General features: G+C 60.2%; 24 protein-coding genes. 13 read left to right on the top strand and 11 right to left on the bottom strand.

The genetic code is table 11. The features are described from left to right. Both rpsI and erpA read left to right on the top strand, forming a co-directional pair. Positions 1-351 (top strand): 30S ribosomal protein S9 (rpsI, locus tag Q0O19_RS09435; RefSeq protein ID WP_295522329.1); only part of this gene is annotated, 351 nt, incomplete at its 5' end. 187 nt (positions 352-538) lie between these two features. Further along, complete coding sequence (gene erpA / locus Q0O19_RS09430; RefSeq protein WP_100119426.1) at positions 539-904, top strand: iron-sulfur cluster insertion protein ErpA; 366 nt, start codon at positions 539-541, stop codon at positions 902-904. A gap of 32 nt (positions 905-936) precedes the next feature. Here erpA and Q0O19_RS09425 read toward each other — a convergent pair whose 3' ends face one another. Continuing rightward, a complete protein-coding gene (locus Q0O19_RS09425; RefSeq protein WP_295522326.1) occupies positions 937-2,076 on the bottom strand; it encodes an anhydro-N-acetylmuramic acid kinase in 1,140 nt (379 codons plus the stop codon). A gap of 111 nt (positions 2,077-2,187) precedes the next feature. After that, on the bottom strand, positions 2,188-3,654 hold the full coding sequence (locus Q0O19_RS09420; protein WP_295522324.1) for a M23 family metallopeptidase: 1,467 nt from the start codon (positions 3,652-3,654) through the stop codon (positions 2,188-2,190). A 143-nt stretch (positions 3,655-3,797) separates the two neighbouring features. Here Q0O19_RS09420 and tyrS point away from each other — a divergent pair, with 143 nt between their 5' ends. Genes tyrS through dbpA form a run of 4 tightly spaced genes read left to right on the top strand, consistent with a single transcriptional unit; the run spans position 3,798 to position 7,905 of the window. Then, positions 3,798-5,030: a tyrosine--tRNA ligase gene (gene tyrS, locus Q0O19_RS09415; protein ID WP_295522323.1), complete on the top strand. Its 1,233-nt coding sequence runs from the start codon at positions 3,798-3,800 to the stop codon at positions 5,028-5,030. A 49-nt stretch (positions 5,031-5,079) separates the two neighbouring features. After that, a complete protein-coding gene (locus tag Q0O19_RS09410; RefSeq protein ID WP_295522321.1) occupies positions 5,080-6,006 on the top strand; it encodes a cation diffusion facilitator family transporter in 927 nt (308 codons plus the stop codon). Then, on the top strand, positions 6,003-6,446 hold the full coding sequence (gene dtd, locus Q0O19_RS09405) for a D-aminoacyl-tRNA deacylase (RefSeq protein WP_295522319.1): 444 nt from the start codon (positions 6,003-6,005) through the stop codon (positions 6,444-6,446). Before Q0O19_RS09410 ends, dtd begins: the two co-directional genes overlap by 4 nt. 37 nt (positions 6,447-6,483) lie before the next feature. Further along, complete coding sequence (gene dbpA, locus Q0O19_RS09400; RefSeq protein WP_295522317.1) at positions 6,484-7,905, top strand: ATP-dependent RNA helicase DbpA; 1,422 nt, start codon at positions 6,484-6,486, stop codon at positions 7,903-7,905. Positions 7,906-7,990: 85 nt separating this feature from the next. Here dbpA and ybeY read toward each other — a convergent pair whose 3' ends face one another. Together ybeY and Q0O19_RS09390 are read right to left on the bottom strand one after the other, a co-directional pair. Continuing rightward, complete coding sequence (gene ybeY / locus Q0O19_RS09395; protein WP_295522331.1) at positions 7,991-8,446, bottom strand: rRNA maturation RNase YbeY; 456 nt, start codon at positions 8,444-8,446, stop codon at positions 7,991-7,993. Positions 8,447-8,465: 19 nt separating this feature from the next. Continuing rightward, on the bottom strand, positions 8,466-9,446 hold the full coding sequence (locus Q0O19_RS09390; protein WP_295522315.1) for a PhoH family protein: 981 nt from the start codon (positions 9,444-9,446) through the stop codon (positions 8,466-8,468). Between the two features lie 103 nt (positions 9,447-9,549). Here Q0O19_RS09390 and ruvA point away from each other — a divergent pair, with 103 nt between their 5' ends. Both ruvA and ruvB read left to right on the top strand, forming a co-directional pair. Next, complete coding sequence (gene ruvA / locus Q0O19_RS09385) at positions 9,550-10,125, top strand: Holliday junction branch migration protein RuvA (RefSeq protein ID WP_295522313.1); 576 nt, start codon at positions 9,550-9,552, stop codon at positions 10,123-10,125. 13 nt (positions 10,126-10,138) lie between these two features. Beyond that, positions 10,139-11,185: a Holliday junction branch migration DNA helicase RuvB gene (gene ruvB, locus Q0O19_RS09380; protein ID WP_295522311.1), complete on the top strand. Its 1,047-nt coding sequence runs from the start codon at positions 10,139-10,141 to the stop codon at positions 11,183-11,185. A gap of 14 nt (positions 11,186-11,199) precedes the next feature. On the opposite strand, the gene Q0O19_RS09375 is transcribed toward ruvB, so the two are convergent. From Q0O19_RS09375 to Q0O19_RS09350, 6 genes are read right to left on the bottom strand one after another with little or no spacing between them, the layout of a single operon-like run. Next, the gene (locus tag Q0O19_RS09375; protein ID WP_295522309.1) at positions 11,200-11,847 is read right to left on the bottom strand and encodes a histidine phosphatase family protein; all 648 of its coding nucleotides are present in this window, start codon (positions 11,845-11,847) and stop codon (positions 11,200-11,202) included. 15 nt (positions 11,848-11,862) lie between these two features. Further along, positions 11,863-12,504, bottom strand: a complete 642-nt coding sequence (locus Q0O19_RS09370; protein ID WP_295522307.1) for a hypothetical protein — start codon at positions 12,502-12,504, stop codon at positions 11,863-11,865. A gap of 18 nt (positions 12,505-12,522) precedes the next feature. Further along, entirely contained in the window at positions 12,523-13,455 is a 933-nt protein-coding gene (gene ttcA / locus Q0O19_RS09365; RefSeq protein ID WP_295522305.1) for a tRNA 2-thiocytidine(32) synthetase TtcA, read from the bottom strand. 5 nt (positions 13,456-13,460) lie between these two features. Beyond that, the gene (locus Q0O19_RS09360) at positions 13,461-13,832 is read right to left on the bottom strand and encodes a dihydroneopterin aldolase (RefSeq protein ID WP_295522303.1); all 372 of its coding nucleotides are present in this window, start codon (positions 13,830-13,832) and stop codon (positions 13,461-13,463) included. Continuing rightward, positions 13,829-14,224, bottom strand: coding sequence for a dihydroneopterin aldolase (locus tag Q0O19_RS09355; protein ID WP_295522301.1), 396 nt, complete (start codon positions 14,222-14,224; stop codon positions 13,829-13,831). The genes Q0O19_RS09360 and Q0O19_RS09355 overlap by 4 nt, the downstream gene beginning before the upstream one ends. Further along, positions 14,221-15,003 carry an SDR family oxidoreductase gene (locus Q0O19_RS09350; protein WP_295522299.1) on the bottom strand — a complete coding sequence of 261 codons (783 nt, stop codon included), beginning with the start codon at positions 15,001-15,003 and terminating at the stop codon, positions 14,221-14,223. Before Q0O19_RS09350 ends, Q0O19_RS09355 begins: the two co-directional genes overlap by 4 nt. A 149-nt stretch (positions 15,004-15,152) precedes the next feature. Between Q0O19_RS09350 and Q0O19_RS09345 the strand changes: the two genes are divergently transcribed. From Q0O19_RS09345 to trxC, 5 genes are all read left to right on the top strand, one after another. After that, positions 15,153-16,253 carry an SAM-dependent methyltransferase gene (locus tag Q0O19_RS09345; RefSeq protein WP_295522297.1) on the top strand — a complete coding sequence of 367 codons (1,101 nt, stop codon included), beginning with the start codon at positions 15,153-15,155 and terminating at the stop codon, positions 16,251-16,253. An 18-nt stretch (positions 16,254-16,271) separates the two neighbouring features. Next, positions 16,272-16,466, top strand: coding sequence for a DUF2905 domain-containing protein (locus Q0O19_RS09340; protein ID WP_295522295.1), 195 nt, complete (start codon positions 16,272-16,274; stop codon positions 16,464-16,466). A gap of 374 nt (positions 16,467-16,840) precedes the next feature. Next, positions 16,841-17,056 (top strand): hypothetical protein, encoded by a 216-nt coding sequence (locus Q0O19_RS09335; protein ID WP_231624533.1) that lies wholly within the window; start codon positions 16,841-16,843, stop codon positions 17,054-17,056. Between the two features lie 14 nt (positions 17,057-17,070). Next, the gene (gene infA / locus Q0O19_RS09330) at positions 17,071-17,331 is read left to right on the top strand and encodes a translation initiation factor IF-1 (RefSeq protein WP_019426546.1); all 261 of its coding nucleotides are present in this window, start codon (positions 17,071-17,073) and stop codon (positions 17,329-17,331) included. A 95-nt stretch (positions 17,332-17,426) separates the two neighbouring features. Continuing rightward, positions 17,427-17,873 carry a thioredoxin TrxC gene (gene trxC, locus Q0O19_RS09325; protein WP_295522292.1) on the top strand — a complete coding sequence of 149 codons (447 nt, stop codon included), beginning with the start codon at positions 17,427-17,429 and terminating at the stop codon, positions 17,871-17,873. A gap of 7 nt (positions 17,874-17,880) precedes the next feature. On the opposite strand, the gene Q0O19_RS09320 is transcribed toward trxC, so the two are convergent. Beyond that, on the bottom strand, positions 17,881-18,719 hold an 839-nt coding region (locus Q0O19_RS09320), incomplete at its 5' end, for an HD domain-containing protein (protein ID WP_295522290.1).

Genomic DNA, 18,719 nt, shown 5'->3' with positions numbered 1-18,719 from the left:
AGCGTCGCCCGCGTGTTTCTGAAAAAAGGCACTGGCAAGATCACGGTCAATGGCAAGGACATCCAAGCCTACTTTGGCCGCGAGACTTCGATCATGATCGCCAAGCAACCCCTCATGTTGACCAACCATGCCGAAACTTTCGACATCATGATCAACGTGCACGGCGGTGGCGAATCCGGTCAAGCCGGCGCATCGCGCCACGGTATCACCCGTGCCCTGATTGACTATGACGCTTCGCTCAAGCCTATGCTGAGCCAAGCTGGCTTTGTCACCCGCGACGCCCGTGAAGTGGAACGTAAAAAGGTCGGCTTCCACTCAGCCCGCCGCCGCAAGCAGTTCTCCAAGCGCTAATCCGCTTTTTCTGCTTCTTCAAAAAGCCGCTCGGTTCGCCGTAGCGGCTTTTTGTTTTCAGAGCGTCATCTTGGTGGCTCTTACCTGGGTCCGGCAAAGTCCATGTGCTCAGTAGCGTTACTGCGCCGAGACGCTGTAATTCCCGACCAGCGCGCTATACTATTTGGCATTGAACCGGAGAAATACCATGAGCGCTCTTGCCGAAAATATCCAGACCGAAATGCCCGCCCCGATTGTCTTCACCGACAGCGCTGCGGCCAAAGTCGCAGACTTGATCGCCGAGGAAGGTAACCCCGATTTGAAGCTGCGCGTGTTTGTGCAAGGTGGCGGTTGCTCCGGCTTCCAATATGGCTTCACCTTCGATGAGATCACCAACGAAGACGACACCACCATGAGCAAGAACGGCGTGTCTTTGCTGATTGACGCCATGAGTTACCAGTACCTGATCGGTGCAGAGATCGATTACAAAGAAGACCTGCAAGGCGCTCAGTTTGTCATCAAGAACCCAAACGCCACATCGACCTGCGGTTGCGGCTCGTCTTTCTCGACCTGATGGGTTGCGCGGCGGGCCCTGCCCGCCACACCTCAACGGGGGTACATGGCCCCCAAGACACGGGCGCCTTGGGCGCCCGTGACGCTGGGCAAGCTTGATGTTTCGCGGCGTACGGTTTTAGCGGCCAGCCAAGCAAAGGCGGCGGCTTCCACTTGCAAAGGCGGTAGGCCCCGAAGTTCGCTGCTGACCACTTGCACGCCTGGCAGGTGTAGGGCCAAACGCTGCATGAGTTGGCCGTTCAATGCCCCACCCCCACACACAATCAACTCTTGAGCTTGCGGTGCGTGACGCTGCACATCGTGGGCGCAGGCCAAGGCCGTGAACTCGGTCAAGGTGGCCTGAACGTCTTGAGCTGGCAAGGTTTCGGCAGGCAAGCGCGCTTGCAGCCAAGCGGGGTTGAACAAATCACGCCCTGTGCTTTTGGGGGGTGTTCGCTGCAAAAAGGCTTCCGCCATCAAGGTCGCCAACAAATCGGGCGTGACTTGCCCGGTGGCCGACCAAGCACCATTGTGGTCAAAGGCTTGGCCGGTGTGGGTGCTGCACCAAAAGTCCATGAGCGCATTGCCAGGGCCGCAATCCCATCCGAGCACCGAACCATCGGGGTGGAGCACGCTCAAGTTGGAGATGCCCCCGATGTTGAGCACGGCCACACAAGACCCCTGGCGGCCAAAAACACCTTGGTGAAAGGCTGGCACCAAGGGGGCACCCTGACCGCCTGCCGCCAGATCGCGGTTGCGAAAATCCGCCACGACATCGATGCCCGTCAACTCGGCGAGCAAAGAGGGATTAATCAATTGCAGGGTGTAGCCCACAGGGGCGCGTTGCAAGCTTGTGTCGCCATCAAATTCCAATGGCCGGTGACGCACGGTTTGCCCGTGGGCACCAATGGCAGCGATGTCCTGGGCTTGCAGGCCACTGGTCACCAACAAGTCTTGAACGACTTGGGCGTAGTGGCGTGCGATTTGGTTGCCCGCGAGCGCACTGCGGTGCAGCTCATTCTCACCACTTTGGTTGAGCGCCATCAACTCGACTTTGAAGGGCCCATCGAAAGCGGTGAAAGCATGCGTCTGAACCACCAACTGCCCTTGAGGGTGGATTTGGGCCAGCACGCCGTCCACGCCATCCAAAGAGGTGCCAGACATCAGGCCAATGAAGTGCTGCGGGACGGTCATCTGAGCAGGCGGCGCTGGAGTCATAGGCGCTTGGGTTTGGGGCGGTATTCAGGTGGACGCACTGACGGTGTCTGCCAGCGCATCAAAAAAGGGCCTTGCGGCCCTTGTGGATCACTGAAGGTTGCCTTCTCGCATTTGGCCTGCTGCCTGCAGCTGCGTGCGGGCTTGGGCTGCAACCGCTTTGAAACGTGCCATGGCGACCGGGCTCAGGGGCACGCTTTGCGCCTGCTGAATCACCTTTTGCGGGTCAACGTGGGTGCCATTGACGCGGAACTCGAAATGCAAGTGAGGTCCGGTGGACCAGCCAGTCGAGCCGACAGCTCCAATGGTTTGCCCTTTTTGAACCGACTGACCTTTGCGAACCTGAATGCGGCTGAGGTGGGCGTACACGGTGGAGTGGTTGTTGCCGTGGCGAACAATCACCACATTGCCAAAGCCGCCTTGCACACCTGCAAACTCAACCACGCCGTCACCGACGGTTTGAGCGGGGGTGCCCATGGGTGCTGCATAGTCCACGCCCAAATGCGCTTTCATGGTCTGAAAAATGGGGTGAAGGCGCATGGCAAAACCGCTGGTTTTGCGAGAGAACGCCACAGGCGAAGCCAAATAAGTTCGGCTCAATGTTTTGCCGTCCAAGCTGTAGTAGCTGCCTTTTTGACCGGGTTCTTCGTGCCAAACGGCCTCGTAGGTTTTGTTGCCGTTGTTGAACTCGGCTGTCAAAACGCGGCCGGTGCGAATCGGCTCACCATCGGCTTCCAAAACTTCGTAAACCACCGCAAACCGGGCACCTTTGCGCAGGGTGCGGTGGAAGTCGATTTGGCTCGAGAAAATCTGCGTCAATTGGCCCACGATGGCGTCTGGCAAACGCGCTTCATCGGCGGCGTCATACAAGGAGCTGGCGACGGTGCCACCCGTCATGCGCAGACTGGTGTTCATGGGCGAGGTGGCCAAAGCCGCCTGCAGGCCTTTGTCAGTGCGCTGGATGGACAAACGTTGAAAGAATGTGTCGCTTTCGTTGTTGAGCCAACGAACATGCAATTGGCTCAAACGCTCTTGGCTGTCCGCCTCGGCCACCACCGAACGTCCGGCTTGTTTGAGGGCCTGTTTGGCCAAAGGGTGCTTGCGCAAAAAGGCAGCAGCATCGGGGTCCACCATGCCCAGCCTGCGCAGCAGGCTCTCTGGGGTGTCTGAAGAACGTGTGCTGTCAGTGCGCGTGAGGCGCATGTTGACCAAATCGAGCGCTTGGGCTTGGGCCTGCAAAGACGGCGATTCAACGGGGACGGTCACCGTGACCACCGGTTGATCGGAGATGTCAGGCCCTAAATTGGCAACCGCAAAAGCACCACCGCCGCCTGCCAAGAGTACAGAGGCCAAAGTGGCGCTGATGGTTTTGGGGTGCTTTTTGAGCCAGCGCGTGAAAGACAGAAGGGCCTGGTTCAGCTGGGGGTGCTGTCCATCCAGCCAAGCCAGCAAGCGCTGCGCGCCCAGCAGCACCGCGCCGAGCACGGCGGTGCACAGGAACAGAAAGCCCACTAAAAAAGACACCAGACGGGTCTGGAGAGAAACGAAAAATGGCATCAAATAGTTTGGTGTTTCGTGGCCTGTTCACTGTTTGAAAGCCGGGCACGAGGTTCACAGTCAAGCCGCCCCTAAAATGAACGACCTGGAAATAATGGACCATTGTACCGGTCTATGGCCATTTGACTTTAGAAAAAACCCTTATGAATCAATCGCTTGTTACAAAATTTCCCGTGACGGACAAAACCCTGGAGGCGATGGCGGTCACTTTGCGAGGGTGCGAGGAGCTGATTCCCAAGGAGGATTGGTTACAAAAGCTCGCCAAATCGGAGGCCAACGGGGTGCCTTTGCGCATCAAATTGGGGTTGGACCCGACTGCACCCGACATCCACATTGGCCACACCGTGGTGCTCAACAAGATGCGCCAGTTGCAGGATTTGGGGCACCAGGTCATCTTTTTGATTGGCGACTTCACCAGTTTGATTGGTGATCCGTCGGGTCGCAACAGCACCCGCCCGCCTTTGACGCCAGAGCAAATCAAGCTCAATGCCGAGACTTATTACAAACAGGCCAGCTTGGTGCTCGATCCGGCCAAAACCGAAATTCGCTACAACAGCGAGTGGAGTTTGCCTTTGGGCTCCATGGGCATGATCCAACTGGCGGCCAAGTACACCGTGGCCCGTATGATGGAGCGAAACGATTTTCATGACCGGTTCAAGGCGGGTACGCCCATCAGTGTCCATGAGTTCCTGTACCCCCTGATGCAGGGCTATGACTCGGTCGCGCTCAAAAGTGACTTGGAGTTGGGCGGCACCGATCAGAAGTTCAACCTGCTCATGGGCCGACACCTGCAGGCTGAATACGGGCAAGAGCAGCAATGCATCTTGACCATGCCGCTGCTCGAAGGCCTGGATGGCGTGGACAAAATGTCCAAGTCAAAAAACAACTACATCGGCATTGCCGAAGCACCCAACAGCATGTTTGCCAAAGTGCTCAGCATTTCTGATGTGTTGATGTGGCGTTGGTACACCTTGTTGTCGTTCAACTCCATGGCCGAGATCGAGGCGCTGAAAAAAGAAGTGGAAAGCGGGCGCAACCCCAAAGACGCCAAAGTCATGTTGGCCAAGGAAATCACAGCGCGTTTTCACAGCGTGGCCGAGGCCGAAGCTGCAGAGCAGGACTTCATCAACCGCAGCAAGGGCGGCGTGCCGGACGACATCCCGACGGTGTCTTTGTCGGGGGCGCCGCTGGGGATTGGCGCTTTGCTCAAGTCGGCCGGTCTGGCCCCTTCGACCACTGAAGCTGGTCGCTTGGTGGACGGCGGCGGTGTGCGTGTGGACTCCAGCGTGGTGAGTGACAAGGGCCTGAAACTCGAAGCAGGCACTTACATCGTTCAGGTCGGCAAGCGGAAATTTGTCAAAGTGACACTGTCTTGATGCCCACGAAGCCCATCGGCACTTCATGTCCAGGGGGTATGCTGAGCCCATGAAAAACTTTGACGCCTGGATGTCGCCTAAGCGCATGCTGTGGGCATCGGTGGTGGTGGCGCTGATCACCATTGGCTTGAAAACCCTGGCATGGTGGCTCACCGACTCTGTAGGCTTGCTGTCGGACGCGATGGAGTCTTTGGTCAATTTGGCCAGTGCGATTTTTGGATTGATGATGGTCACGGTGGCCGCCATGCCGGCGGATGAAGAGCACCCCTATGGGCACCACAAAGCGGAATACTTTTCTTCTGGCTTTGAGGGCATCCTGATCGTGGTGGCCGCTTTGGGCATCATTTGGGCGGCGGCGCACCGGGTGTTTGATCCTCAACCCATCGAACAAGTGGGCCTGGGTTTGGCCTTGTCGGTGGGCAGTTCGGCCCTCAATGGCTTGCTGGCCTGGCTGATGTTTCGCGCGGCCAAGCAGCACCGTTCCTTGGCTCTGGAAGCCGATGCCCGTCATTTGGTGACCGACGTCTGGACTTCGGCGGGAGTGGTGATCGGCATTGGCCTGGTGGGGGTGACGGGGTGGCTGTGGCTGGACGCGGTGGTGGCGATGGCTGTCGCGCTGAACATTTTGAAAGAAGGCTGGCACCTGATTTGGCTGTCCTCACAAGGCCTGATGGACGAGGCCTTGGAGCCTGAGGTGCTGGTCGATGTGCAGAAAGTCCTGGATGGTTTTGCGCACCAGCGTGGCGAGACCGAGATCATCCGGTTCGACCACCTGCACACCCGCAAAGCCGGGCAGCGCCGTTTTGTGGATGTGCACATGCACATGCCCGCCAGTTGGACTTTGGGGCGGGCCGCGGCCTTGCGCGGCAGTGTCGAGCAAGCCTTGATGAGCGAGGTGCCCGGTTTGCGTGCCACCATTCAGCTCTTGCCCAGCGATGTCGAGGTGCATTTCAACGATGCGCGGGATTTGAAATGATCGCCGTGCTGCAGCGGGTGAGCGAAGCCAGTGTGCGCGTTGGTGGCGAGGTGATCGGCCAAATTGGCACGGGCTTGTTGGTGTTGCTGTGCGCCGAAAAAGGCGATACCGAGGCGGTGGCCGACAAAATGCTGGCCAAAATGCTCAAACTGCGCATCTTCAGCGACGAGGCGGGCAAGATGAACCTGAGCGTCCAAGATGTGGCGGGCGGTCTGCTGGTGGTGAGCCAGTTCACGCTCGCGGCCGATGTGTCTTCGGGCACGCGCCCGGGGTTTTCCGCTGCAGCAGCGCCGGACGATGCCCAGCGCTTGTACGCGTATTTTGTTGCCCAGGCGCAAAAAGCCCACCCGGTGGTGCAAACCGGCCGCTTTGCCACCGACATGAAGGTGACGCTGGTCAACGACGGGCCGATCACGATTCCGATGCGCATGACGGCTTGAGTATGAGGCGGGATCGGTGGCCGCCGATAATCGGAGCATGACTGAAAAATCTCCCGCTGCCTCCCCCGTCTCGATGACCTCGGGCTTTGACCAGCTTGCACTGGCCACCGCCACCCTCCAAAATCTTGAGCAACTGGGCTACACCCAGATGACGCCCATCCAGTCGGCCAGCTTGCCCCTGACCTTGGCGGGGCAAGACCTGATTGCGCAAGCCAGCACCGGCAGCGGCAAAACGGCCGCCTTTGGCTTGCCCCTGATCGAGCGCTTGCAAAGTGCGGGTTCGCCCAGTGCCGCCATTCAAGCCGTGATTTTGTGCCCCACCCGCGAGCTGGCCGATCAGGTGACGCAGGAAATCCGCCGCCTGGCCCGTGCCCGGCAAAACGTGAAAGTGGTCACCCTGTGTGGCGGTGTGGCCCTGCGTGGCCAGACCGTGAGCCTGGAGCACGGCGCCGATGTGGTGGTGGGCACGCCCGGGCGGATTTTGGACCACCTGGAGCGCGGTTCGCTGAGTCTGGCGGGCGTCAACACGCTGGTGCTGGACGAGGCCGATCGCATGCTGGACATGGGTTTTTTTGACGACATCGCCAAGGTGGTGCGCCAGTGCGCCAAAGACCGCCAGACCTTGTTGTTTTCGGCCACTTACCCTGAAGGCATCGCCAAACTGGCGGCGCAGTTCATGCGTTCACCGCAAACCGTGAAAGTAGAGGCGCAGCACAGCGCCCACAAAATCCGTCAAGTGTTTTACGAGGTGAGCGAAAGCCAGCGTCTGGATGCTGTGTCCAAGTTGCTGGCGCATTTCCGCCCTGAGCGCACGCTCGCGTTTTGTAACACCAAGCAGCAATGCCGCGATTTGGTGGCGGTGCTGCAGGCGCAGGGCTACAGCGCGCTGGCGCTGTTTGGCGAGTTGGAGCAGCGTGAACGTGACCAAGTGCTGGTGCAGTTTGCCAACCGCAGCTGCTCGGTGCTGGTGGCCACCGATGTGGCCTCACGCGGGCTGGACGTGGAAGGGCTGGAGGCCGTGATCAACGTGGACGTGACGCCCGACGCCGAAATCCACATCCACCGCATCGGCCGCACCGGCCGGGGCGATGCCGAAGGCTTGGCGCTCACGCTGGCCAGCATGGACGAGATGGGCTCGGTCGGCAAGATCGAGGTGATGCAAGGGCGCGAATCGACTTGGGCACCTTTGTCGGGCTTGGCACCTGCCGATGGTGGGCCTTTGCAGCCGCCGATGCGCACCTTGCAGATTGTGGGCGGTCGCAAGGAAAAGATTCGCGCGGGGGATGTGATGGGCGCTTTGGCGGGTGAATGCGGCTTGACGCGAGAGCAGGTGGGCAAGATCAATGTGAACGAGTTTTCCACCTATGTGGCGGTGCAAGCTGCATTGGCCAAAAAGGTGGAGGCGCAGTTGTCACACGGCAAGATCAAGGGCAAGAGCGTGAAGGTTCGGTTGCTCTGATGGTTTTCAGAGAGTTGGGAATGGGGCGATGCGGGGTACCCCGTCATGAGGAATCCGGCCCTGCCCAAACCGGAACCTCACACAGTCACAGATAAGGGTTTTTCAGCCCCAAGCCCGCCAAGATGTCGATTTCGTAGGCTTCCATCTCTAGAGCATCGGCCGCACTGGTCTCGTGGTCCCATCCCTGCGCATGCAAAGTGCCGTGCACCAGCAAATGCGCGTAATGCGCCGCCAGCGTCTTGCCTTGTTCTTTGGCCTCTCGCGCCACCACCGGCGCGCACAGCACCAAGTCGGCCATCACCACAGGTGTTTGCGCGTAATTGAAGGTTAGCACATTGGTGGCCTTGTCTTTTTTGCGATAGCTTTGGTTCAGCACACGGCCCTCTTCTTCACCCACGATGCGCACCGTGATTTCGGCGTCATCGGCCAGCGCATGGCGGATGGCGCGTGTCACCGCGTGGCGGGGCAGGGCGGCGCGGTGCCGGGCGGCGTTGGGGATATCGCCAAATTGCAAAGAGAGCTGGAGTTGTTGCAGGGCCATGTGTTTGAAATCGGTGCGTTCAATCGTCACTGGGCAAAGGCTTGCGGCGGGTCGTGACGCCTGCGCGCATGGCAGCGCTGCCTTGCGCGTCGTAGGCGTCCACAATGCGTGCCACCAAGGGGTGCCGCACCACGTCGGCGCTGGAAAACCGCGTGAAGGCGATGCCCTTGACGCGTTTCAAGACCCGCTCTGCATCGATCAGGCCCGACAACTGTCCCTTGGGCAGGTCAATTTGGCTCACGTCGCCCGTGATCACCGCCTTGGCCCCAAAGCCGATGCGGGTGAGGAACATCTTCATCTGCTCGGAGCTGGTGTTTTGCGCCTCATCCAGGATCACGAAGGCGTTGTTCAGGGTGCGTCCACGCATGAAGGCCAACGGGGCCACTTCAATGGCGTTGCGCTCAAAGGCTTTGAGTACCTTGTCGTGGCCCATCAGGTCGTACAGTGCATCGTACAAGGGCCTCAAATACGGGTCCACCTTTTGCGACAGGTCGCCCGGTAAAAACCCCAGCCGCTCACCGGCTTCGACCGCCGGGCGCGTGAGCACAATGCGTTGGACGCTCGCGCGCTCCAGTGCGTCCACCGCGCAGGCCACGGCCAAATAGGTCTTGCCTGTGCCTGCTGGGCCAATGCCAAAGCTGATGTCGTGGCTGGCGATGCTTTCCAAATACGCCGCTTGCACCGGCGTGCGGGCCTTCAGGTCGGCGCGCCGGGTTTGCAAGGCGGGCAAGTCGGCTTCTTCGCCCCCGCTGTCACCCACCAGCATGAGCTGCACCATGTCCGGGGCAATCGGGCGGTCGGCCCGCTCATAAATGGCTTGCAAAATCTCCATGGCGCGAAGCGCCACTGCTTTGGGGCCATCCACCTTGAACTGCTCGTGGCGGTGCGCAATGTTCACCTGCAAGCCTGCCTCGATGGTGCGCAGATGGGCTTCCATCGGGCCGCACAGGTGGGACAAGCGGGTATTGTTGTGCGGCGTGAAGGTGTGTCTGACGATCAAGTGGATAATCCTGTTCGTGGGTGGTTTCGCAGGGTTCGCTGGGTTGTGTGCAGGCCAAGGAGCCCCGATTCTCCTCCATATCCATGCAACCCAAAGGCCCCCCATGATTGGCAAACTCACCGGCATTCTGAGCGACAAAAACCCACCGGAGGTGATCGTGGACTGCCAGGGCGTCGGGTATGAAGTCAATGTGCCCATGAGCACTTTTTACAACTTGCCTGCCACGGGTGAAAAAGTCAGCCTGGTCACGCACTTTGTGGTGCGCGAAGACGCGCAAATTCTCTATGGTTTTGCCACCCTGGCCGAACGCGAGGCCTTTCGTCAGCTTATCAAAATCTCGGGCGTTGGCCCCCGCACCGCGCTGTCGGTGCTGTCTGGCATGAGCGTGAACGATTTGGCGCAGGCCATCACCACGCAAGAGGTTGGCCGTTTGGTCAAGGTGCCCGGCATCGGCAAGAAAACCGCCGAACGCTTGCTGCTCGAACTCAAAGGCAAGTTGGGCGGCGACTTGGGCGGCTTGTTTGCCGTGAACACTCCCGATGAGCACAGCGACATCCAGCAAGCCCTCATTGCCTTGGGATACAACGACAAAGAAGCCGCTGCAGCGCTCAAGAGCCTGCCCGTGGATGTGGGCGTGAGTGAGGGCATCAAGCTGGCGCTCAAAGCCCTGAACAAATGAAGTGATCTGAGCCATGAGCATCCGCACCGACGATTTCGCGCCGCAGCCCGAGCCCCGCGTCATTTCAGCCGCCCCGGTATCGCACCAGGAAGAGGCCATTGAACGCGCCCTGCGCCCCAAGCTGCTCGACGAATACGTCGGGCAGGTGAAGGTGCGTGAGCAGCTGGAGATCTTCATCAGCGCCGCCAAAATGCGCGCTGAGCCCCTGGACCATGTGCTGTTGTTTGGCCCCCCCGGCCTGGGCAAGACGACGCTGAGCCACATCATTGCCGCTGAGCTGGGCGTGAACCTGCGACAGACCAGCGGCCCGGTGCTGGAAAAACCCAAGGATTTGGCGGCGCTGCTGACCAACTTGGAGCGCAACGATGTGCTCTTCATTGACGAAATCCACCGCCTGTCGCCCGTGGTCGAAGAAATTTTGTACCCCGCTCTCGAGGATTACCAGATCGACATCATGATCGGCGAAGGCCCTGCGGCCCGCAGCATCAAGCTCGACCTGCAGCCTTTCACTCTGGTGGGTGCCACCACCCGCGCGGGCATGCTCACCAACCCTTTGCGCGACCGTTTTGGCATTGTGTCGCGGCTGGAGTTTTACACCCCCGAAGAATTGACCCGCATCGTGACCCGCAGCGCCGGATTGCTCAAGGCCCCGATCGATCCACAAGGCTCGTTCGAGATCGCCCGCCGCTCACGCGGGACACCGCGCATTGCCAACCGCTTGCTGCGCCGCGTGCGCGACTATGCCGATGTCAAGGGCGACGGCACCATCCACAAAGGCTTGGCCCAGAAGGCCTTGGTCATGCTCGATGTGGACCCCGAAGGCTTTGATTTGATGGACCGTAAATTGCTCGAAGCGGTGATCCACCGTTTTGACGGCGGCCCCGTGGGCCTGGACAACATCGCCGCCAGCATTGGGGAAGAGCGCGACACCATTGAAGACGTGATCGAGCCGTATTTGATCCAACAAGGCTATTTGCAGCGCACGCCACGCGGTCGCATGGCCACGCTGGCGGCGTTCAAACATTTGGGGGTTACGCCGCCCAAATCGTTTGGGCAGTGATGCCCGGGGCTGGATCAGGCGCTGGTTTCGTCCTTGCCCAGACCCTCCAAGTGCGAGGTGTCCCCCCAGCCCACCAGTGACAGGCCTTGCGCTGTCCACAGCAGCCGGTTGACGGCGGTGTTGGTCAGCGCCCAAGTGCGCGGCGCTTGGAGTTCCAGTCGAGTCGCTGCGCGGTAAAGGATGTCCAGCACGCCACCGTGGGCCACCAGCACGATCTGTTGACCCGGGTGCTTGGCGGCCAGTTCGTTCACCGTGCGGATGATGCGTTCTCGCAGAACCAGCAAAGATTCGCCCCCTTCGGGGGGCGTCCAATCCGGTGTGCGTTTGCGCCAGTGCAAGGCGTGTTCGGGCAACTCGACTTCGATCTCGGCAAAGGTGCGGCCTTGGAAGGCGCCAAAGTGACGTTCACGCAATCCGGGGTGCAGGCCCACCGTTTGGCCTACGGCCTGTGCAATCGCTTGAGCGGTGGTGTGGGCGCGCGAGAGGTCGCTGGCATAAATCGCATCGATGGCATCACGCCCCGCCAGCGATTGGGCCAGATGCTGGGCCTGGCGCAAACCCACGTCGTTGAGTGGGATGTCCAGATGGCCTTGCAGGCGGGTGTCGACGTTCCAGGCGGTTTCGCCGTGGCGAATGGCCAGTATTCGGGTGGGTTCAGACATGGGGGGAATGGCGTCTCAGCGCGGCAGTTCGATGTTGACCCGGCGCAGCCCAGCGGGCGGGTTGGGAAAGTTGGCCAGTGCGGCCTGGAACAAGGTGGCAAAAATCGGTTCACTGTCGCTCCATGGACCAGAGTGACTGGCGCGGGTCTCGTAGACCACTTGGCCTGATTTCAGGTCGCGCAGAATCAGGCTGACTTCGCGTTGGTAGTGGGTCGGAGGTGGAAAGCGCATGCCTGTGCCCACCCCCATGTGCGAGCCAAAAACCCCGCCAAAACCCGTGCCGATGGTCAGGCGTCCAAAGGGCGTCGCGCCAGGACCTGTGGGGCGACCCCACGGGTCGGCCAGGTATTTCGTGCCGCTGAAACCCACCATCACGCTCAGGCTGGCCCCTGCATCGTCGCGCACCAAGCCCACAGCGGTCATGGCCGCTTGGGCTTGTTGTTCGGCCAACCCGGCTTCCGGGTTGTGCACTTGTGAAGGCAGGCGTTCAAAGCGGTACTTGGCGCCCTGCAGGTTCATGCCCGCAGGGACGGCGGGCACAGAGACCACATCGCTGTCGATCAAGCGCATCGAGGCGCAGCCTGTCAACACCGTCAAGGCCAAGGTGGCCAAGGCCATTGAAAAACACCGCTTGAGTGGCTCAGTGGCTGAACGCATGGCTTGTCTCCTTGAGGTTCACATCGAAATGACCTGAATGCCCGGCAAGGCGGCTTCTTGGAATTCCTCTTCGTCAAAGGCTTTGTCGCCGTCGTCCGATTCGATGCCGGTGATCTTCAAGTCCTTGAAGCCGTGCAGTTTGGCGTCCATCAAATGCGAGGGCACCACGTTTTGCAGGGCGGCAAACATGTTTTCGATCCGGCCGGGGTGCTTCTTTTGCCACTCGCGCAGCATGTTGCCCACCTGCAGGCGTTGCAAATTTTCCTGGCTGCCACACAGTGTGCAGGGGATGATGGGGAACTGTCGGTGCGCTGCCCAACGGATCAGGTCGGACTCGGCCACATAGGCCAGCGGGCGGATCACCATGAACTCGCCGTTGTCACTGACCAGTTTGGGGGGCATGCCTTTGAGTTTGCCGCCAAAGAACATGTTCAAAAAGAAAGTCTGCAGCATGTCGTCGCGGTGGTGGCCCAGCGCCAGCTTGTTGCATTTGAGCTCGCGCGCCACGCTGTACAAAATGCCCCGGCGCAAGCGCGAGCACAGGCTGCACATGGTTTTGCCTTCGGGAATTTTGTCCTTCACGATCGAGTAGGTGTCTTGTGTCTCGATGTGGTATTCCACCCCCAGCGCTTTGAGGTAAGCGGGCAGGATGTGGTCCGGGAACCCGGGCTGCTTTTGGTCCAGGTTGACCGCCACCAGCTCAAAGTCCACCGGGGCGCGGGCCTTCATTTTGAGCAGGATGTCCAGCATGCCGTAACTGTCCTTGCCGCCGGACATGCAGACCATGATGCGGTCGCCCGCTTCGATCAGGTTGAAGTCGCTGATGGCCTGGCCCATCTGGCGGCACAGGCGTTTTTCGAGCTTGTGGGTTTCGCGCTCGATCTTGATGGCCTTGGCGGCCTCTGATTCGGCTTGCGCTTGTACCCAGGCGTTGTCGGTTTCTGTGTTCATGAGGTTCACCACTGTCCGGTTTCCATGCGAATGGCCACTTCGCAGTCTTCAAAAATTTCAAGTTTGGCAATCTTGACCCGAACGCCCAAAACGCCGGGCAACTGCATCAGGCGATTGGCGACTTTGCCGATCAGCGTCTCCAGCAAGTTGATGTGCTCGGCCGTGCATTCGTCGATGATGATCTTGCGCACTTTGCGGTAATCCAGCACATGGTGGATGTCGTCGTCGCAGGGCAACAGGGGTTGCGTGCCCAGGTTCAGCTCGGCATCGACCTGGATGGGCTGCGGCGCGGTTTTTTCGTGTTCCAAGATGCCCAGGTTGGCATCAAAGCGCAAACCTGTCAGCGCCAGGGTTTGGTGTCCGGCAGGGGTTTTCATGGCGTGGGTTTGATCTGAAAAATTTCAACCCCAACCGCTTCGCAGTCCGGGTACACATCGGGTTTACAGCTGGACAGGCGCACGGCTTGCACCTGCGGATGCGCGATCAACTCGCGCATCAGGTCGTCACAAAGGGTTTCTTGCAGCACCACATGCCCTATGGCGATGTGGCGTGCAATCACCTCGCGGATGAAGTCGTAGTCCACCACCTCGGACAGGTCATCTTGTGTGGGAGTAGACGCGCTGTAGGGCACAAACAACTCGACATTGAAGACGAGGCGTTGGGCCCCGAGCTTTTCAAAATCGTGTGCGCCAATGCGCACGTCCACGGTGTGGTTGCGCAAAAACAGGCGGCGGCAGTGGAGCGCGAGCTCGTTCAGGGTGTCGCTCATGAGGCGTCTTTCTTGTCCATGGCATCGGCCACAAACATCACATCCCGGGCCAAAGGCACCAGGTGCTGACCGTTGTCCACACTGATCGTGGTGCCGGTGATGCAGGGGTTTTGTGCCAGAAACAGGCAGGTGGCGGCCACTTGGGCCGGATCGATCGGCTGGCGCAACAGGTTCACGCGGCTGGCGCGGTCAAAGTTGTCTTGCGTTTGCGGGCCGCTCAAAAACATCAGGCCTGGGGCCACGCCACACACGCGCAAAGGGGCCAAGGCTTGTGCCTGCAAAGCCACAGCACGCTCCAGCGCCAATTTGGACACGGTGTACGAAAAGTAATCCGGGTTCAGGTTGAAGACCTTCTGGTCCAGGATGTGGACCACGCTGCGTTGACCGGTGATGGCGTTGGGCGCGGCTTGTTGGGCCATGAGCGAGGCCAGCGCCATGGGCGCGATCAAATTCACTTCGAGCTGTTGGCGCGCGCCAGCCAAGTCCATGTCGGTGCCTTCATCGGGCTCGAACAAAGAGGCGTTGTTCACCAGGCAATCGAGTGGTCCAGTGGTTTGCGTGATGAGGGCCATCATGCGCTCGACTTCGGCGCTTTGCGCCAGATCGGCTTGCACCAGACGCACCGTCGCACCCGTGGCCTGCAGGGACGCCTGAAGCGCCAAGGCGGCTTGAGCCGAGCGCTGGTAGTGGCACCACACTTGCCAGCCCGCTTGCGAGAAGGCTCGGCACAGGGTCGCACCCAGACGCAGCGCGCCGCCAGTGATCAGGACGTGTTTCAAAGTGATGCCGAAGGGGGAAGGAAAAGAGTCATTATCGGGGATGGCCCTGGACCCTGTTGGCGAAATGCGGATGGACTTGGCCAGCCGTAAGCCATCACTTCCCGAAGGCGGGTGCGCAAAAGCTGAGATGGACCAAGGATAATCCGAGAGTGACCCCTGTTTCTCCACTTTCTTCGGATCTGACCCAACGCATCCACCAAGCCATTGCACAAGCAGATGGCTGGATCGGTTTTGACCGTTTCATGGCCATGGCTTTGTACGAGCCGGGTTGGGGGTATTACGCCAATGCCCTGCAAAAGTTCGGCGCTATGCCTTCTTCGGGCAGCGATTTTGTGACCGCCCCGGGCATGTCACCGCTTTTTGGGCAGACCTTGGCGGTGCAGGTGCTGGAGGCCTTGGAGGCCACGGGCACCCCAGAGGTCTGGGAATTTGGTGCAGGCACGGGCGCGCTGGCTTTGCAGTTGCTGGACAGCTTGGGCGAAGCCGTGTCCCGTTACACCATCATCGATTTGTCGGGGACTTTGCGCACGCGCCAGGCCGACACCTTGTTGAAATACGCCGACAAAGTGCGCTGGCTCGACAGCTGGCCCGATGTCATGGAGGGGGTGGTGGTGGGCAACGAGGTGCTGGACGCGATGCCGGTGCAGCTGTTGCAACGGACAGGTGGCGTTTGGCACGAACGCGGTGTGGTCAGCGCGGACCAGGGCTTTGCATGGCAAGACCGCCCGACCGAACTGCGCCCGCCTGTTGAAATCGAGGGTGCGCACGATTACCTGACCGAGATTCACCCCCAAGCCGAAGCGTTCATGACCAGTCTGGCCGAGCGCTTGTTGGCCGGGCGCGGCGGGGCGGCGTTTTTTCTGGATTACGGCTTTCCAGAGGCGGAGTACTTTCACCCACAACGCCACATGGGCACCGTCATGTGCCACCAGTTGCACCAGGCCGACGACAACCCACTGCTGGCCGTGGGCCAAAAAGACATCACGGCCCATGTCAACTTCACGGGCGTGGCTATGGCCGGGCAAAACGCCGGACTGCATGTGCTGGGTTACGCCAGCCAAGCCTGGTTTTTGCTGAACCTGGGTTTGGCCGAGCGCATGGCTGCCGCCAGCTTGGCCGAACGCAGCCAAGCCCAACGCCTGATCAATGAGCACGAAATGGGCGAGTTGTTCAAGGTGATCGGTTTTTCCACCACCTCCGAAGGGTTTGCCCAGGGCTTTGCCCGGGGTGACCGCTCGCATCGCCTTTAAACGGCAACAGGGCAAGCTGTGTTGCGTTGGCTCATCGTGGTGTTTCTGGCCCTGATCCTCTTCAGTGGCCTGCAGAAATGGTTGCAAAAACTGGGCTTTGGCCGTTTGCCTGGTGACTTCCGTTTTCGCTTGTTCGGGCGCGAGTTTTTCATTCCCATCACCAGCACCTTGCTGCTGAGCCTGTTGGCCGCAGCGATCGCACGTTGGGTCTGAGGCCGGTTTGGAAGGCTTGCAAGCCGAACGTGTTACAGTGCATCACGCCAATGGCGACTTATGCCCATCTCGCTCTACCTGAGCCGATAGCGCATCCCGGCAGAGGGATGCCAGTCTTGTCCTCCAATGTGCCCATCGCCCGCCATGCTTTTTCCAAGCTGGGTTCGGACGATTTTTTGCTTCCTTTTTCATGCACCTCTGCACGGTGCAGTGTTCAGGCAGGCCTTGCGGTTTGCACATGGGGGCGTTTTTTTGGCAGCAGGACATGCCAAGACCCGTGTCGCAACGCAGCCCCGAACAGGGCCAGCCCAGCGGTGCCACCCCCTTCGTTAAAATACATGTCTATTACATATTGTTCACACCAACCCATCTCCATGGGAAAATTCCGAATTCAACCGTGTTCCAGGGCTTTGCCCAATGGCGCATTTGGCGCGCAAGTGTCTGTGGCCAGTGGCCGTGGCAGCGCCAGCACCGACCGCGTGATGCGGTTTGTGCCCGAATTTGCCACACCGGCCGCCGCCAGCCAATATGCCCTCGATGAGGGCATGTTGTGGGTGGAGCGCCAGACGACCAAACCGATCCTGCTTTGAGAAAGACGTTTTAAATGGCTAAAGAAGAACTGATTGAACTGATGGGCGTGGTCAACGAGGTGTTGCCCGACACCCGATTCCGTGTGACCTTGGACAACGGCCACCAACTGATTGCCTATTCCGCAGGCAAGATGCGCAAGAACCACATCCGGATTCTGGCGGGTGATCGCGTGACGCTTGAGCTCTCGCCTTACGATCTGAGCAAAGGCCGCATCAGCTTCCGCCATTTGGCCGGGCGCGCCCCGATGGCCCCTCGCCGTCCCCCCGCTCGCTGAGCTTGTCCGGCGCCTGGTCTTGACCTGGGTCAGGTTGCCTGGGCCTTGAATCGCGCAGGATGGCCCCCAAGTGGTTTTTCAACACAGGGGTTCCCATGACCGATTCAGCCAACGCTTTGCACATTGTTTGTCCGCACTGCCACACCACCAACCGCGTGCGTGTGGCCGACATGGCCCAAGCCCCCGATTGCGGCAGTTGTCACTCAGCGCTTTTTGACGGTCATCCGCTGACGCTGGATGCCACCAGTTTTGACAAGCACATTGGCCGCAGCCATGTGCCGGTGCTGGTGGACTTTTGTGCGCCTTGGTGCGGTCCATGCCGGATGATGGCCCCAGCTTACGAACAAGCCGCTGCGCTTTTGGAGCCCCAAGTGCGGGTGGCCAAACTCAACACAGAAGACGCGCAGGCCATCGCCGCCCGCTTCAACATCCGCAGCATCCCCACACTCGCATTGTTTGTCCGCGGCCAAGAAGTCGCGCGTCAGGCTGGGGCTTTCCGCAGCGCGCAAGACATCGCCGACTGGGCGCGCTCGCACCTGTGAACCCCCTTCACAGATTCATCTGTGCGATGGCTTTGACGCGTGCCTTAGCAATCTCCGCGCCAATTTGAGGCCCCTTGAGGCCTTGGGCGGCTGCAGCTTGGGCAATCGGCGCGGTCTCGACGGACAGCGCCGCCTGTTGGGCTTTCAGCAAACGCTGGGCTTGTGGGTAGGCGGCCTCTTCAAAGCCCCAACGTCCCCGTGCATCACACTCACACGCTTGCAGGACCAGTGCAAAGCGCTGGGCCTGGCGAAGGGCGTCGCAGCGGTCCAGCAGGCGCATCACGGCTTCGGGGTTCAATTCGGCACTGCGGTGGATGTTGCCGTGCTCACGCGCCACCACCTCGGCCAGTTCCTGGCCCTCGGTGGGCACACGCAGGCGGGTGCAAACGTGTTGCAACAACTTGACGCTGCGGCCTTCGTGGCCGAGGTGGCGCGGCAGCAGGTTGGAGGGTGTGGTGCCTTTGCCCAAGTCGTGCATCAGGCAAGCCACGCGCACGGGCAAGGGCATGTTCAATCGCGCAGCCATGTCCATCACCAGCATCATGTGCACACCTGTGTCCACCTCCGGGTGGTATTCGGCGCGCTGGGGTACGCCCCACAGGCGGTCCAACTCGGGCAGCAGCACTTTCAGCGCACCGCAGGCGCGCAGCACCTCAAACATGCGCGACGGTTTGTCGGCCATCAGGCCCTTGGCCAGTTCCTGCCAGACGCGTTCGGGCACCAAATGGTTGACTTCACCGTCGTCGACCATCTGCCGCATCAAGGCCATCGTTGCTTCGGCCACGGTGAAGTCGGCAAAGCGCGCGGCAAAACGCGCCAAGCGCAGGATGCGCACCGGGTCTTCGG

This window comes from Limnohabitans sp. Rim8 (assembly GCF_945869175.1).
In the GTDB taxonomy this organism is placed as follows: Bacteria; Pseudomonadota; Gammaproteobacteria; order Burkholderiales; family Burkholderiaceae_C; genus Limnohabitans_A.
This window is presented reverse-complemented; position numbering and strand designations above follow the sequence as displayed.